We start from the raw sequence: 15,234 nt of genomic DNA on the forward strand, positions 1-15,234 counted from the left end.
TCCGGGCCGGTCGCGGGGGCGGCGTGTGGACCGGGGGTCGTGTGGACCGGGGGCGGAGGGAGCCTGCGGCAGGCCGCCGGACCCCTCCGCCCGGGTCAGTACCAGTTGTGGGACCGGAAGTGGCCCCAGGCGCCGCACGGCGAGCCGTAGCGACCCTTGATGTAGCGCAGCCCCCACCTGATCTGAGTCTGCGGATTGAACCGCCAGTCGCCGGCGACGTAGCCCATCTTCCGCCCGGGCAGCGCCTGCGGGATGCCGTAGGCGCCCGAGCCCTGGTTGTAGGCCCGGTGATCCCAGTTGCTCTCCCTGGTCCACAGGCTGTCGAGGCACTGGAACTGCTCTCCCGACCAGGTGCGGCGGGTGACGAGCCGGAAGGCGTACGCCTTGCTGCGGAGCTTCGCCGGCGCCCGGCGGAAGCGGGGCGGCTGCGCCGCCGCCCGCGTGGTCCACACCCCCACGTGGGTGACGGGCCGCACATTCTGTTCGGCCCGCTCCGCAGCGGCCCACTCGTCGGCCCACGCCGCTCCGCTCCCGCCACCGGCCACGGTGGCCGCGATGACGGCGGCGACTGTGTTGCGTAGAACGCTTCTGCTGTCCAAATCGGTCCTTGTCGTCGGGTCGCGTGCGGAAGGCGGGCGCGCGTGGCGCCCGCCGTGCGGCCGCGCGCCCATGGCGTGGGCGCCGCCGTCCGCTCGGCCCGCACCGGATCACATGAGCTTCCGGCGGGCACCGCGACGGGTCCTCACGCGGATTGAAATACGGCCGCCCGCCTCGCGGGCGGCATCAGCGACACGCCGCGGGCGGTTCTTTGCCGATCGGACCCCCAACGCCGACCCTTTCCGTAGGCGCCGGTTACCGTGCGCGACGCGCCGCGCCCTGCGCGGAGAACGGACGGGACGCTCGTTTAGGGTGCGGACATGAGCGTTCTCGAGATTCCGGTGACCACGATCGACGGCGAGAGCACGACCCTCGGCGGGCTGCTCGGCGGGGGAGCCGCCCTTGTGGTCAATGTGGCGTCCAGATGCGGGCTGACCCCGCAGTACGAGGGCCTGGTCGCCCTCCAGCGGGCGTACGGCGACCGCGGGTTCACCGTCGTCGGCGTGCCCTGCAACCAGTTCATGGGGCAGGAGCCCGGCACGGCGGAGGAGATCAAGGAGTTCTGTTCCACCACGTACGGCGTCGACTTCCCACTGCTGGACAAGACCGAGGTCAACGGCCCGGGGCGGCATCCCCTCTACGCCGAGCTGACCGCGGTCCCGGACGCGGAGGGCGAGGCGGGCGACATCCAATGGAACTTCGAGAAGTTCCTCGTCGCGGCCGACGGCCAGGTGGTCGCCCGGTTCCGCCCCCGCGTCGAACCCGAGGCCCCGGAGATCACCGAGGCCGTCGAGAAGCTCATCGCCTAGGGAACGCGACCCTGGGCCCGCAGCTCGCCCGTACGACGAGCTTGGTGGGCAGCGTGACGGCCGGAGGCCGCCTGCCGTGCCGCAGCACCAGCTCGGCGGCGCGGTAGCCGATGTCCTGGGCCGGCTGGGCGATCACCGTCAGAGGCGGGGAGCACAGCTCGGCCCAGGGCACGTCGTCGAACATGATGAGCGACACGTCCCTGGGGATCCGCACGTCCAGCTCCCTGGCGGCCAGCACCGCGGCCTCGCCGAGCACGTTGCCGCCCGCGATGACGGCGGTGACGTCGGGCCGGTGCTGCAGCAGGCCCGCGGCGGCCGCGTAGGCGGAGTCGCGGCTCGACCTGGCGTGCACGACCAGGTCCCGGTCGGCGGGCAGCCCGAGCGAGGCGAGCGCGGCGCCGAAGGCGGCCACCCGTTGCGACTGCCCGTGCCGGCCGAGGTAGGCGATCTTCCGATGGCCCAGCCCGGCCAGATACTCCACGGCTGTCAGCACCCCCGCCCGGTCGTCGGGCACCACGCTGGGCACGTCCGTCCGCACCCGCCGGTCGGCGAACACGACGTTCAGTCCCGCGCGCAGCGCGGGCGCCCACATGTCCCCGTCCCCGGACGGCACCGCGATCAGACGGTCCATGCTCTGCTCGATGAGCCCGCCGATCAGCTCGGCCTCCCGCTCCGGGTCGTCGCCGGTGACCCCCACGGTGACGGGCTCGCCGTACGAGCGGGCACACGACAGCACGCCGTCGGTCAGCCGCGCGTAGAAGCTGTCGGTGATGTCGGGGACCAGCAGGCCGATGCCGCCTGTCCGCTGGCGCCTCAGGTTGCGTCCCAGGGCGCTCGGCCGGTAGTCGAGCCGCGCCGCGGCGGCGAGCACCTTCTCACGGGTCTCGGCGCTCGCCGAGCCGCCCGACAGGACCCGGGACACGGTGGCCACGCCGACCCCGGCCGCCTCCGCCACTTCCTTGATGGTTATCCGCCGCTGCGTTGGACCGTTCATGGAAACGATTCCACCATGATTTCATGCCTGGTGTTACCGAAATCTTGACAATAGACGGTATTTCACGGGACAGTCTTGAAAACGTATCCACTTGCTCATGTCTCGGGAACCACGAAGGACTGGCATGGCTTCTATCGTTCTGAACAACGTCGACAAGATCTACGCGGGCGGGGTCAAGGCCGTGAACGGCCTGAACCTGGAGATCAAGGACGGCGAGTTCATGGTGCTGGTCGGCCCGTCGGGTTGTGGCAAGTCCACCGCCCTGCGGATGATCGCCGGCCTGGAGGACATCAGCGGCGGCGAGATCGTCATCGGCGACCGCGTCGTGAACCACCTTCCTCCGAAGGACCGCGACATCGCGATGGTCTTCCAGAACTACGCGCTGTACCCCCACATGACGGTCGAGGAGAACCTCGCCTTCGGCCTCAAGCTGCGCAAGATGTCGAAGCCGGAGATCCAGAAGCGGGTCGGCGAGGCCGCCCGCATGCTCGGCCTGGAGCAGTACCTCAAGCGGAAGCCCGCCGCCCTGTCCGGTGGTCAGCGCCAGCGTGTCGCGATGGGCCGCGCCATCGTCCGCGAGCCCCAGGCCTTCCTCATGGACGAGCCGCTGTCCAACCTGGACGCCAAGCTCCGCGTCTCCATGCGCGCCTCGCTCAACCAGCTCCACGAGAACCTCGGCGTCACCACGGTGTACGTCACCCACGACCAGGTCGAGGCCATGACCCTCGGCGACCGCGTCTGCGTCCTGCGCGACGGTGTGCTCCAGCAGGTCGACACCCCGCAGAACCTGTTCGACGACCCGGTCAACCTGTTCGTCGCCGGCTTCATGGGCTCTCCGGCCATGAACTTCGCCTACGCCGAGCTGATCCGCGACAACGGCGGCGCGGCCGTGTCCTTCGCCGGATACCGCCTCCCCGTCCCGGACTCGACCTTCGCCGAGAAGCCGGGCCTCGACCGCTACATCGGCCGCAAGCTCATCCTCGGCATCCGGCCCTCCGACTTCGAGGACGCCGGTTCGGCCAGTGGCAACAGTGGCGGATGGGTCCGCATCCCGGTCCGCGCCAACGTCACCGAGGAGCTGGGCTCGGAGATCAACGTCCTGTTCACGATCGACGCCCCGCCGGTCGAGCACAAGGACACCGTGGCCGCCGCCAACGACGGCGACGACGAGGAGACGACGCTTCCGCTGACCGGCAACAAGTCGCTGTGGACCGCGCGTGTCAACGCCCGCAGCCACGTCCGCCCGGGGCAGGAGGTCGAGCTGGTGGTCGACACCCACAACCTGCACTTCTTCGACGTCGACTCGGGCCTGTCCATCGGCCACGAGGCCAACATCGGCCGCTGAGCCCGGTCACCCCCGCCGTACGACGGGCGGCGGGGGACTTCCGGCGGAGCGCGGGCGCGGCACGCGCCCGCGCGGCTCGTCGCCGCTCGGCGGCGCCCCGGAGGACGTCCGCATCTCCCCCCGGCGCGTGTCCCCATCGTGACCTGGGCGCGCATGAAAAAGCTCGTGCTGGAGGCGCGGAAGGACGGCGTGCCGGAGGCGCGGATGAAGAACGACGTGCCGGAGGCACGTGTGTGAGAGGAACGCGGCGGCGGTCGCGGCGGTGACCGCGGCCGTCGTCCCGGCGGGCACCCAGCCGAGCGCGACCGCGAGCCCGGCCGTCCCGGTGACGGCCGCGACGTAACACAGGACGGGCGCCGCCCGCCGCACCGGCCCGGCCCGCCGCACCCGGCGGGAGGCGTACATGCCGGCCCCCAGGACGGCCGCCAGCGCCGGCAGCAGCAAGCCGGCCGCGACCACGCCCGTGCCCCGCCCGGCCGTGAGATCGGCAGCCGTGCAGGTCAGGACGAACCCGGCGAACAACGAGCCGGAGGGACCGAGCCGCACCCTGCCCCCGGCTTCACCCCTGCCCCCGGCTTCACCCCTGCCCCCGGCTTCACCCCTGCCCCCGGCTCCAACCCTGCCCGTGCCTCTGCTCGTGCCCCAGCCCCGCCTCCTGCCATACGGCAGGGCGCCGAGGCACGCCCCGGCCAGGGCGGCCGCGAGCACCGCGAGGGACGGGGCGCCCAGCACGAGCGCCGTCCCGGCGAGGAACGCGCCGGTGACGGTGGCGACCGAGGCCAGCGCGCCGCCGAGTCGGTCGAGCAGCCCGTGGGCGTTGGTCATCGCGACGATCCACATGACGCTGACCGGCCCGTCCAGCCAGTCGCCCGTCAGCGTCACCTGCACGCCGCACAGCACGACTCCGCCCGCCGCCACCGATTCCACGATGAGTCGCGTGACGAGCGGCAGCGCGCCCACGTCGGCGATGAGCCCGAGCAGCGCCACCGCGGCGGCGGCCGTCAACACCGCGATCACCCGCGGGTCCGCGACGCCGAGAGCCCCCACCGAGGCGCACGCCGTGGCCGCCGCGAGCGTCACCCCGGTCAGGTTGGGGATCGCACGCCGCACCGGGAGCAGACCCGAGGCGGCGAGCAGGCAGGCGATCACCCCCGCGAGCACGGGCGCCGGCGCCGGAATCGGTGTCAACGGCTGCCCACCTCCGATCGCGTCGCGCCGCGCAGGGCGCGGTAGAGGGCCTCGGTGTCCGCCACCAGCCGCTCCACACAGAACGCCCGCCCCGTCCAGGCGCGGGCCGCCTCGCCCATCCGCCGCGCGAGGCCGGGGTCCACCAGCAGTCGTACGACGTGGTCGGCCATCTCGTCCGCGTCGGGCTCGGTCAGGAAACCCGTACGGCGGTCCATGACGACCTCGGGGACGCTGCCGACCCGGGTGGCCACCACCGGCAGGCCCGCCATGCCGGCCTCCACGAGCGCCAGCGGCGTGCCCTCGCTGTCGGAGGTGAGCAGCACCACGTCGGCCGCGGCGTACACGGTCTCGACGTCGCGGCGCCAGCCGAGCAGCCGGAAGGAGTCCCACATCGGCATGACGGCCCGCTCCACCTCCTCCTTCAGCTCGCCGCCGCCGCAGACGAGGAAGCGGGCGCCGGGCAGCCGGGCCAGGACCGCCCTGGCCACCTCCGCGAGCCGGTCGGGCCGTTTGGCCTTCTTCAGGCGGCCGACGTACGCCACGACCGGTGCGTCCAGCGGGACGCCCAGCGCGGCGCGGGCCCGGGCGCGCTCGGGCAGCGGGCCGAGCCCGGCCCCCGGGGGAATGACGACGTACTGCTCCGGCCGGCCGATTCCCGCCGCGAGGAGGTCGTCGCGCACCCGGGCGCCGACCGTGACCAGGCGGTCGGTCATCCTCGCCAGGCGGCGCTCGATGCGGACGTACACGCCTCGCCTCGGGCGGGAGAGCTGCCCGTCGAGGAGGTGGCCGTGGTAGCTGTGCACCCGGGCCGCCCCGACGCCCGACAACCGGGCCGCGAGGCGGCCGAGCGCGCCCGCCTTGGTGGTCCTGGTGTGCACGATGTGCGGCCGGAACTCGCGCATCGCGTTCGTCAGCCGGAAAAGGGCCCGGTAGTCGTCGGCGGGCTTTATCGCGCGGCCGAGGCCCGGCACCCGATGGATCGGGATCATCACGTCGCGAAGCTGCAGGTGGTCGCCTTCACCGCCGTCGACGTACCCGGTGTACAGACGGTGGTCGAACTCCACCGGGCTGAGCCGCTCGCACAACCCCGTGACCTGGGTGGCGGGACCGCTCACGTTCATCCGGGCGATTATCTCCATGACACGAATCCGGTCGTCCGGTTTCATGCTGGCTCCTCCCTGATCATGTCGGAGAAGCTAGCTCGCCGTCCCACCGCCGACGGGTCGCCCGGACGCCGCCGGAAGAGACTTTTCCCTATCCGTACCCAAGCCTTACAGCCGTCCCGTCCGCCAATGCCGGGGGCGGCGGCGGGGTGGCTCCTACAGTCGTAGCGTGGCGGAGAAGCTGGTGGTCGTGGGCCAGGGCCGGGCCGGGCTGCCCCTGGCGATGCGCGCCGTGGAGGCCGGGTTCCGCGTCGTCGGCCTCGACGAGGACGAGTGGCGGGTCAAGCGGCTGAACGCGGGGGAGCCGTGCGTCGAGGGCGTCGGCGCGGGCGCGCTGGCCGCCGCGCACGCCTCCGGCCGGTACGCGGCCAGTGCCGACGCGGCCGACGCGTCGGGGTTCGACGTCTGCGTGCTCACCTCGCCCGTGCGGATGCGGAACGGCGCGCCCGACCTCGCCCCGCTCGGCTCGGCCACCGGCCGGATCGCCCCGTTCCTGCGGCCGGGGGCGACGGTCGTGCTGGAGAGCACCGCCTACCCCGGCACCACCGAGGAGTTCGTACGGCCGCTGCTCGAGCGCAGGTCGGGACTGTGCGCGGGCAGTGACTTCCACCTCGGCCACAGCCCGCACCGCGCCGAGCCCGGCAACCCGCGCTGGCGGCTCGGCAACACGCCCAAGGTCGTCTCGGGGGTCGACGCGGCCTCGCTGCGGGCGGTGACGGACTTCTACGGCAGGCTGGTGCGGGAGACCGTCCCGGTCTCCTCGCCCCGGGTGTCCGAGCTGTGCGCACTGCTGGAGACCGCCCGCGCGCACGTCGGCGCGGCGCTGGCGAACGAGCTGTCCGTCTTCGCCGCGCATCTCGGCGTCGACGTGTGGGAAGCGGTCGAGGCCTCGGCCACCACGCCCTTCGCGCAGGCCGCCGTGCCGCCCTCCCCCGGGCAGGAGGAGCCCTGCCTGCCGCTCGACGTGACGTATCTGCCGTGGGGGATCCGGCGCGGCACCGGGCGGGGATTCCGGCTGGTCGAGGCGGCCAACGACGTCAACGCGCACATGCCCGCCCACGTGGTCGACCGGCTCTGCCTCGCGCTGAACCGGAGGTGCCGCTCGATCAGGGGCAGCAGGATCCTGCTGCTCGGGCTGTCGCCGGTAGAGGTCGCCAAGACCCTGTGCCGGCTCGGCGCCCGGGTGCGGGCGGCCGACCCCATGGCGGAGGACCTCGTCGCGCCGGCCGGGGTCGAGGTCGTCGAGCCGGACGCCGCGGAGCTGGCCAGGGCGGACGCGGTCGTCGTGCTCGGCGGGCAGGACTGCTACGACTACGACCTGGTCCAGCGGGCGAGCCGGTTCGTCTTCGACACCCGGGGCCGCTGCCACGGCCCGAACGTCGAACGGCTGTGAATCACCGGTAGGGAGTGTCCGGCCGACGAATCCGCCTGTCGCGAGCGTGCATCCAGTTGGACGCGTCGCAGTCGGCGGGCGAGCTCCGGCCTTTCGGCCCTCGATTACCGGGCCTTCGCACGGGGTCTCACGCGTGAGCAGCGGTGAGGGCGGCTCCCAGCCAGCCGGAGTCGGCGCCGAGCGCCGCGGGCGTGAAGGGAACGCCGGACGCGAAGGGCAGCCGGATGAGGTCGCGGGCTGTGCGTACGGCCGACTCCACGTAGCCGGGCGCGCCGGTGCCCAGCCCGCCGCCGATGACCACCACCCCGGGGTCGTAGGACTGGACCAGCCCCGCGAGGTACGCGCCGAGGTGCCAGGCCGCGTGGTCCACGACGTCTCTGGCGGCGGGGACTCCGTCACGGGCGTCGTACAGGACGGGTCTGGCGTCCCTCGCGCCCGGCCCCTGGTAAGCCTCCGCCAGCGCGGGGCCGGAGCAGATGTCCTCCACGGTGCCTGCATCGCACGCCGGCCAGGGGCAGCGCGCCGGCGGTGCGTACCCGCTGAAGAGCGCGCCGCCGTGGGCGCCGGTCAGCACCCGGCCGTCGTGTACGAGCGAGTGCGACAGGCCGGTGCCGAGGCTGACGAAGAGGGTGTCGTCGGCGCCGCGCCCGGCGCCGAGCGACCACTCGGCCAGGGCGCCACAGGCGGCGTCGTTCGCGGCGATGACGGAGCCGCCGTCCCGGAGCCCGCGGGGCGGGTCGCCGAGGACGTCGGCGGGCGTCCAGCCGCGCCAGCCGATCCAGGAGGTGAGGTCGCGGAAGCGGCCGTCGCCGTCGACCGTAGTGGTCACGGAAAGTCCGACGGCGGCGATGGCGAAGGTGTCGCAAGCCCGGCGGAGCAGGGTGCGCACGGTGGCGGCGTTGGCCTCGCCCGCGCCGCGGACGGTCGGCTCGACCCCTACGAGGGTTCTGGTGCCGTCGGCGTGCAGGACGCCGACGGCGATCTTGGTACCGCCGACGTCGACGCCGGCGATGTCTGCGGGCCGGCTCATGTCAGGCGATCACGATCCGGGTGCCGGCGCTCTCGGCCGCGCGGGCTGTCTCGGTCGCGGCGCCCTGCTCGTCGGTGACGATGATGTCGGCGTCGTCCAGACCGCACACCTTCGCGTACGTCGTGACGCCGAACTTGCCGCCGTCGGCGACCAAGATGGTGCGGCGGGCGCTGGCCAGGGCGGAACGCTTGACGAACGCGTCGTCGGGGTTGTACTCGGTGACGCCGCTGGCCGCGTCCACGCCGCTCGCACTCATGATGTAGGTGTCGAAGTTGTACTCCGCGAACGCCCGCTGCGTCTCGGCGCCGTACAGCGTGTGCTCCACCGGCCGCACCACGCCGCCCGCGAGCAGGACCGTGAGGCCCGGATCGTCGGCCAGCTCGGAGGCGATGCGCAGGTCCACGGTGAGGACGCGGATGTTGCGCCTTCCGAGGAGGGCACGGGCGACGTTCGCAGTGGTGGACCCGGCGTCAAGGATGATCGTCTCGCCCTCGCGGATCTGCTCGGCGGCGGCCTTGCCGATGCGCTGCTTGTTCTCGGCGTTGCTGAGGATGCGTGCCTGGTAGCGCGGCGAGTGGCTCTGCGAGACGACGGAGACGGCTCCCCCATGAACCCGGCTGAGCGCACCGGCCTGCTCCAAGGCCTCCAGGTCGCGGCGGATGGTCATCTCGGTCATGCCGCTCTCTCGGGCGATGTCGGAGATGCGCAGGCGGCCGGTGCGCTGGATCACATCCAGGATCAGGCGGTGCCGGTCGGACTTCTTCATCACGTTCCTTCAGTGAGCGATCATGCCCAGCGTAGTGCCGGTCGGCGGGACGCGGGGCGGCGCACGGCCGCCGCCCCCACGGCTGCGCGGGCGCGCCGTCGGCGCGCCCGCGGCTGTCGCTGGGTGGGTCAGCAGGGCACGTAAAACGACTGGGCGATGGCGGGCTCGTCCATGTTGTCGCGGGTGGCGACGACGATGTCTGTGCCGACAGTCGGCTGCGTGGCCGAGCCCTTCACCGCAGCCAGCGCCTGGTCCACCGCAGCGGCGCCGATCTTCGACGGCGCGGGGACGAGGAGGGCCTTGGCGATGCCGTCCCTGAGCAGCCCGACCTGATATTCGCGGGCGCCCCCGGCCACCAGGGCGATCCCGCCGGCCTTGCCCGCCTCGCGCAGACCGGTGACCGCGCCTTCGGCGTCGCCGCCGTTGAAGGTCATCACTCCCGCCAGCCCGGGATACCGGGCCAGCGCCGCGGTCACGATCGAGGCGGACTTACCCGCGTCGCCCTGGCTGTACTGGATGACCGGCTTGATTCCGGGATGCTTCGTCATCTCCTCGAGGAACGCCTTGCGCCCCAAGTCGTTGGTGGTGACGCCGGGCGGTGAGAAGATCGCCAGGACGGTGCCCTTGTCACCGACCGCCTTGGCGAGCTCCTGAGCGCCGAGAGTTCCCATCTGCGTCCAGTTGGCGGATATCTGCGAGGACAGGAACGAGGTGTCGTCGAGCGTCGTGTCCACTGTGATGATCTTTGAGCCGTCCTGGTGCGCTTGCTGGAGCGGCGGGAAGAGCGCCTTGGAGTCGGTCGGCGCGATGATGATGGCGTCCGGCTTCTTCGCGGTGGCGCCGTTGACGATGGGTACCTGCTGCGAGGTGTCGAACGCCTTCGGCCCGAGCAGTTCGAGCGCGACGCCCTTGGCCGCGGCCTCCTTCTTTGCCCCGCACATGAGCGACTGGTAGTAGGCGTCGCCGAGGTTGCCCACGATGAGGGACATGTCGGTGTGGGCGGCGGCCGTGGAGGGGCCGTTGGAGCGTTCCGCGGCACCGCAGGCGGCGAGGCCCGCGATCACCGACGCGATGAGGGTGGCGTGTCCGATGGCACGTAGGGACGGCTTCATGGGCTTCCTTCGGGGTGTGGCTGCTCAGACGGAGCGGCTGCGGCGGATCTTGTCCAGGTAGACGGCTGCGATGAGGACGACGCCCACGGCGACCTGCTGCCAGTAGGGCGTCACGCCCGTCACGACGAAGCCGTTCTGCAGCACCGTGGGGATGAAGACGCCGGCGACGGTGCCGACGACGGCGCCCGTGCCGCCGAAGAGGCTGGTGCCGCCGAGAACGACGGCGGTGACGGCCTGGAGATTGTCGGTGGCGTGCCCGGCGAGGGTGGTGGTGGCGAACCTGGCCAGTGACAGGAACCCGGCCAGACCAGTGAGGCCGCCCGCGATGACGTACACCTTCACGAGATGGACGTTGACGTTGATGGAGGCGCGCCGGGCGGCCTCCTCGCTGGCGCCGATCGCGTACGTGTAGCGGCCGAAGCGGGTGGCCTGCAGCAACACCCCGAAGACGACGGCGACGACCGCGGCCGCCACCACGAGCCAGGGCACGCCGAGCAGGCGCTGCGACGCGATGGAGGTGACTGAGGACGGCACGTCCTGCAGGTCGAACCCACCGGTGATGATGTAGGAGAGCCCGAGCGCCGCGCCGAGGGTGCCAAGCGTCGCGATAAAGGCCGGGATCCGCCCATACGCGACGAGTACGCCGTGGAGCGCGCCCCAGGCCAGGCCACTGCCGACCGCGACGACGCCACCAAGGACGGCCACTCCAGGGCCGTTGCCACCAACTGCCTGCATGGCCTTGACCGACAGCACCCCGGAGAACACCAGCACCGAGCCGGTCGAGAGGTCGATGCCCGCCGTGATCATCGGAAAGTTGATCGCGACGGAGAGGACGAGCAGGATCGAGGCGTCGGTGAGAATGGCCCGCGCGTTGTCCACGCTGGCGAAGGAGACGGGCGCGAGGGTCGCGAACACGGCGACGATCACGACAAGGATGATGAACGTGACCGTGCTCGGACGTAGCAGGAGGCCGGTCAGCCTGACGCGCATGGACTCCGTCCCGGCGATGGGGGCCGTCGTGGCGGCGCTGGGGGTGCTCATCTCATCTCCTCCTGGTGCGCGCCGGTGATGGCGGCGACCACTTCCTGGGTGTTCGTGGCGCGCGCGTCGAGCCGGGCGACGCGCCGTCCGAGCCGCAGCACCTCGATCCGGTCGGCGACGTCCAGCACGTCGGGAACGCTGTGGCTGATGAGGACGACCGCGATGCCCCGGTCGCGCACCCGCCTGATGAGGTCGAGGACGTTCCTGGTCTGGGCCACGCCCAGCGCGGCCGTGGGTTCGTCCATGAAGACGACGCGGTTGGCCCACATGACGGCGCGGCAGACGGCGACGCCCTGGCGCTGGCCGCCGGACATGCCGCGGACCGTCTGCCCGCCCGGTGTGACCGTCACCGACAACTCAGCGAAGACCCGCGCGGCCTCCCTGCGCATGGCCTTCTTGTCCAGGAAGCCGAGGCGCCCGAGTAATCCGGAGCGCATCTGCTCCCTTCCGAGAAACAGGTTGCTGGCCGCGTCGAGGGAGTCGGCGAGCGCGAGGTCCTGGTAGACGGTCTCGATCCCCAGAACGCGAGCGGCGTCGGGACTTCGCAGCTCGACAGGCACGCCGTCCATGAGGATTTCGCCGCTGGTCGGGGGCTGGACACCGGAAAGGATCTTGATGAGGGTGCTCTTGCCCGCGCCGTTGTCGCCCATCAGCGCTACCACTTCGCCCGCACCGACCGCGAAGTCGGCGCCACGCAGGGCTTGCACGTGGCCGAACGTCTTCACGACGTTGCGCGCCTCAAGCAACGGCTCTGCCGGTGAGGATGTCATGGCGGAGAGGTTATGTTCACTCGGACATTTCTGGCAACAAGCGAACAGGAAGAAATTTAGAAGCAACAGAAAGGTGATAACTTTGCCGCGTGAACTCCTCCTTCGACATGGTGCCCCCGTACGTGCGTGGCATCGTCCAACAGGTCCACACCCTCCGCGCGATCCTCGACTCCCCGATCCCCGACGACGTCGGCCGCCTGGTGCGCGACCGGCTGGCGCGCTACACCGGCGTGGTGTTCACCGGCATGGGCTCGGGGCCGTTCGCGTCCTACCCGGCGTGGCTGAGGCTCGTCTCGGCCGGCGTGCCCGCCTGGATCGTCGAGACCGCGGAGCTGGTCAACTACGCGCCTGGCCTCTTGACCCCCGACAAGTTGCTCGTGGTCGTCTCGCAGTCGGGCGAGTCGGCTGAGGTGCTCGCCCTGCTCGAGACGCTCGGCCCGAAGCGCCCCGCGATCCTGGCGGTGGTGAACAACCTGGGCTCGCCGCTCGCCCGCCGTGCGGACGTCGTCTATCCCCTGCAGGTGGGGGCCGCGCGTGACGACACGGCCGGCACAGGGACGTACATCAACACAATCGTGGCCGGCATGCGCCTGGCGGACGCCGCGCTCGGCGAGGATCATTCGGCAGACTTCGCGCCTGCCGTGTCCGAGGTACGGCGGTACGTCGAGGCCCTCGACGACCACCTTGCCACCGTCCGCCCGCTGGAACTGGCCAGCCGCACACTCGTGGTGCTGGGCCGCGGCCCGTCGCTGGCGTCGGCGCGCACCGGGGCACTGCTCGTGAAGGAGGCGGGCAAGGTGCACGCGGAGGCGCTGGCCACCAGCGAGTTCCGTCACGGCCCGCTCGACCTCGTGGACGACCGCTTCACAGCCGTCATGCTGGCGGGGGAGCAGACGACGGCACCACTCAACCGGCGCATGGCGCAGGACATCCTCGACCGCGACGGGCAGGTGCTCTGGATCGGGCCGGGAGAGGGTCCGGGGGTGAACCTCGCGGTCCCCGCCCTTACCGGCGCCGCCCGGCCTGTCGCCGAGATCCTTCCCCTACAGATGCTGAGCGTGGCGAGTGCCCTGGACAACGGACTGCAGCCGGGCGTGTTCCGCCACGCAAGCCGCGTGACCCGCGTCCTGTGAAGAGAGACAACGGCGAACGCACGCACCCGGACGGCCGGCGCCGTCGGGTGCGTGCAGGCGGAGAACAACTCCTCCAGGCCTCGCCGCCGAGTAGTGTCCTGAGTCGCGAATTCTGTGGCTGTCTGCGGTCTTGGCGCATGGCTTGAGGTGCGAAGTGCCCGACGGCGCCTGTGGAACTGACAGACGAGGAGCGGGCGATGCTTGAGCGGCGGGCGCGTCGCCCTACCTCCGCCCAGGCGCCGGCGCTGCGGGCGAGAATCGTCCAGTGCCGCGACCGACAAGGTTTGCCCGGAGGGAGCGGTGTCCGGAGCGGTGCATCGCAAGGCGGACGGGGAACTCGTAGCGGGGCTACGAGCGACGACGACAACGCCGCGAGGTGCCGCTCTGGGCGATGCGACGGGGCGAAGATTGGCGGGAGGGGCATAGAGCACCGGTCGAGAAGGCGTCCAGCAGTGTCCGATCCTCTGGCCGGCGGGAGGTATCGCAGGCGAAAGCGGTTCTAGCCGATCCTGTCACCGCACCGCGTGCTCACCTGTAGCGCAGCTTCGCCAAGCGGCCGACGAGGTTGAGCGGCAGGAGCCTGGCCAGCCCGGCGACCGCCTTGTAACGCACCGACGGGACGCTCACCCAGGCGCCGCGGGCCAGGTCGCGCATCGCCTCGGCGGCGACGCGGTCGGCCGACAGCCACGCGAAAGGCGGCAGACCGGACATGTCGAGCCGGGCCCGGTCGTGGAACTCGGTCCGCACGAACCCCGGGCACAGCGCCATCACCCGCACACCGTGCCGGTTGACCATGTTGGCCGCGGAGGCGCTGTAGTTCACCACCCACGACTTCGTGGCGCTGTAGGTGCCGCCCGGCAGGAACGCCGCGACCGAGGCCACGTTGACGACCCCGCCCCGGCCCTTCGAGATCATGTACGGCAGGGCCGCGCGGGTCAGCCGCAGCACCGCCTCGCAGTGCAGCCGCAGCATCCGGACCTCGTCCTCCACCGGGGTGTCGAGGAAGCCGCCGTGGTGCCCGAAACCGGCGTTGTTGATCAGCAGGTCGATGCCCGAGTGCAGTCGCTCCTCGACCGCCGCCGTGCCCCCCTCCTCGGCCAGGTCGGCGGGCAGCGCCTCGACCGCCACGCCGTACCTTTTGTGCAGAGCCTCGGCGGAGGCGGCGAGCCGCTCCTCGTCGCGGGCCACCAGGACCAGGGAGAAGCCGTCGGCGGCCAGACGGCGCGCGAATGCGGCGCCGATCCCGGCGGTCGCGCCGGTGATGAGTGCGGTGGGCATGACGGCAGCGTACCCACCACGCGGGGCCCCTTGTCCGGCCCGCCCCGCGGCCGGCCTTCCCTCCCGGCCGGCGGCGCCCGTCCCCGCGCGGGCGCCGGGCCTTCCGGCGGTCGCGGTGGTCACATCTGGGCGGTGCGGCCGATCAGCTCCTCGACCTTCGCGTTGAGCCGGGCGGCGCGGGGCCACCCGGCGTACAACGTGAGGAACACGACCGTCTCCCGCAACTCGGCCGGGGTCAGCTCGCCCGAGCGCAGGGCGGTGTCCAGGTGGAGTTCGAGCATGTCGTCCATGCCCTGGCCGACGAGCAGGCCGAGCAGCAGCAATCGTCGTTCCCTGACCGTGAGGATCTGCCGGGACCACACTTCGGCGAACATACGCTCCGCCGTCATGCCGAAGAAGCCGTCCGGTCCCTCGCCGGTGCCGTCCTCCTTGTAGACCTGCTTCATGTTCGGCAGCCCTCCCACGGTGATTTCTGACGGCACGCATCAGGTTGTCGTGTTCGAGGCAGTCAGCCGTTACATGATCTTCTTATCCGGCACCGGCCGGGCCGTGGTCGTTCGATATGACGGGAGCCCGCTTCCGGCGGCCCTTGCCTGGGTATCGCCATGAGAAGTG

At 71.7% G+C, this 15,234-nt stretch carries 15 protein-coding genes; 4 read left to right on the plus strand and 11 right to left on the minus strand.

Going from position 1 to position 15,234, the window contains the following annotated elements; translation table 11 throughout:
• Positions 1–95: 95 nt before the first annotated feature.
• Positions 96–599 (minus strand): lytic transglycosylase domain-containing protein, encoded by a 504-nt coding sequence (locus AB0O28_RS11365; RefSeq protein ID WP_363638863.1) that lies wholly within the window; start codon positions 597–599, stop codon positions 96–98.
• A 318-nt stretch (positions 600–917) separates the two neighbouring features.
• On the opposite strand from AB0O28_RS11365, the gene AB0O28_RS11370 reads away from it, so the two are divergent.
• Positions 918–1,406 carry a glutathione peroxidase gene (locus AB0O28_RS11370; protein ID WP_363638865.1) on the plus strand — a complete coding sequence of 163 codons (489 nt, stop codon included), beginning with the start codon at positions 918–920 and terminating at the stop codon, positions 1,404–1,406.
• On the opposite strand, the gene AB0O28_RS11375 is transcribed toward AB0O28_RS11370, so the two are convergent.
• A complete protein-coding gene (locus tag AB0O28_RS11375) occupies positions 1,396–2,400 on the minus strand; it encodes a LacI family DNA-binding transcriptional regulator (protein WP_363638867.1) in 1,005 nt (334 codons plus the stop codon). The genes AB0O28_RS11370 and AB0O28_RS11375 overlap by 11 nt on opposite strands.
• Before the next feature lie 124 nt (positions 2,401–2,524).
• Here AB0O28_RS11375 and ugpC point away from each other — a divergent pair, with 124 nt between their 5' ends.
• Positions 2,525–3,745 (plus strand): sn-glycerol-3-phosphate ABC transporter ATP-binding protein UgpC, encoded by a 1,221-nt coding sequence (gene ugpC, locus AB0O28_RS11380; RefSeq protein WP_363638869.1) that lies wholly within the window; start codon positions 2,525–2,527, stop codon positions 3,743–3,745.
• A gap of 6 nt (positions 3,746–3,751) precedes the next feature.
• Here ugpC and AB0O28_RS11385 read toward each other — a convergent pair whose 3' ends face one another.
• Both AB0O28_RS11385 and AB0O28_RS11390 read right to left on the minus strand, forming a co-directional pair.
• A complete protein-coding gene (locus AB0O28_RS11385; RefSeq protein WP_363638871.1) occupies positions 3,752–4,933 on the minus strand; it encodes a hypothetical protein in 1,182 nt (393 codons plus the stop codon).
• Entirely contained in the window at positions 4,930–6,099 is a 1,170-nt protein-coding gene (locus AB0O28_RS11390) for a glycosyltransferase (RefSeq protein WP_363638873.1), read from the minus strand. Before AB0O28_RS11390 ends, AB0O28_RS11385 begins: the two co-directional genes overlap by 4 nt.
• Before the next feature lie 166 nt (positions 6,100–6,265).
• Here AB0O28_RS11390 and AB0O28_RS11395 point away from each other — a divergent pair, with 166 nt between their 5' ends.
• Positions 6,266–7,489, plus strand: coding sequence for a nucleotide sugar dehydrogenase (locus AB0O28_RS11395; protein WP_363638875.1), 1,224 nt, complete (start codon positions 6,266–6,268; stop codon positions 7,487–7,489).
• Between the two features lie 127 nt (positions 7,490–7,616).
• Here AB0O28_RS11395 and AB0O28_RS11400 read toward each other — a convergent pair whose 3' ends face one another.
• From AB0O28_RS11400 to AB0O28_RS11420, 5 genes are all read right to left on the minus strand, one after another.
• Positions 7,617–8,519, minus strand: a complete 903-nt coding sequence (locus AB0O28_RS11400; RefSeq protein WP_363638877.1) for an ROK family protein — start codon at positions 8,517–8,519, stop codon at positions 7,617–7,619.
• Position 8,520: 1 nt separating this feature from the next.
• Complete coding sequence (locus AB0O28_RS11405) at positions 8,521–9,285, minus strand: DeoR/GlpR family DNA-binding transcription regulator (RefSeq protein ID WP_363638879.1); 765 nt, start codon at positions 9,283–9,285, stop codon at positions 8,521–8,523.
• 128 nt (positions 9,286–9,413) lie between these two features.
• Positions 9,414–10,397, minus strand: coding sequence for an ABC transporter substrate-binding protein (locus tag AB0O28_RS11410; RefSeq protein WP_363638881.1), 984 nt, complete (start codon positions 10,395–10,397; stop codon positions 9,414–9,416).
• 24 nt (positions 10,398–10,421) lie between these two features.
• Complete coding sequence (locus AB0O28_RS11415; RefSeq protein WP_363638883.1) at positions 10,422–11,438, minus strand: ABC transporter permease; 1,017 nt, start codon at positions 11,436–11,438, stop codon at positions 10,422–10,424.
• A complete protein-coding gene (locus AB0O28_RS11420) occupies positions 11,435–12,208 on the minus strand; it encodes an ATP-binding cassette domain-containing protein (protein ID WP_363638886.1) in 774 nt (257 codons plus the stop codon). The genes AB0O28_RS11415 and AB0O28_RS11420 overlap by 4 nt, the downstream gene beginning before the upstream one ends.
• Positions 12,209–12,297: 89 nt before the next feature.
• On the opposite strand from AB0O28_RS11420, the gene AB0O28_RS11425 reads away from it, so the two are divergent.
• Positions 12,298–13,341 carry an SIS domain-containing protein gene (locus AB0O28_RS11425; protein ID WP_363638888.1) on the plus strand — a complete coding sequence of 348 codons (1,044 nt, stop codon included), beginning with the start codon at positions 12,298–12,300 and terminating at the stop codon, positions 13,339–13,341.
• A gap of 528 nt (positions 13,342–13,869) precedes the next feature.
• Here the strand turns inward: AB0O28_RS11425 and AB0O28_RS11430 are convergent.
• Both AB0O28_RS11430 and AB0O28_RS11435 read right to left on the minus strand, forming a co-directional pair.
• Positions 13,870–14,619 (minus strand): SDR family oxidoreductase, encoded by a 750-nt coding sequence (locus AB0O28_RS11430; RefSeq protein ID WP_363638890.1) that lies wholly within the window; start codon positions 14,617–14,619, stop codon positions 13,870–13,872.
• 119 nt (positions 14,620–14,738) lie between these two features.
• Positions 14,739–15,101 (minus strand): carboxymuconolactone decarboxylase family protein, encoded by a 363-nt coding sequence (locus AB0O28_RS11435; RefSeq protein ID WP_363638892.1) that lies wholly within the window; start codon positions 15,099–15,101, stop codon positions 14,739–14,741.
• Between the last annotated feature and the right edge of the window lie 133 nt (positions 15,102–15,234).

It is taken from the genome of Microbispora sp. NPDC088329, from assembly GCF_040685655.1.
Lineage (GTDB): Bacteria > Actinomycetota > Actinomycetes > Streptosporangiales > Streptosporangiaceae > Microbispora.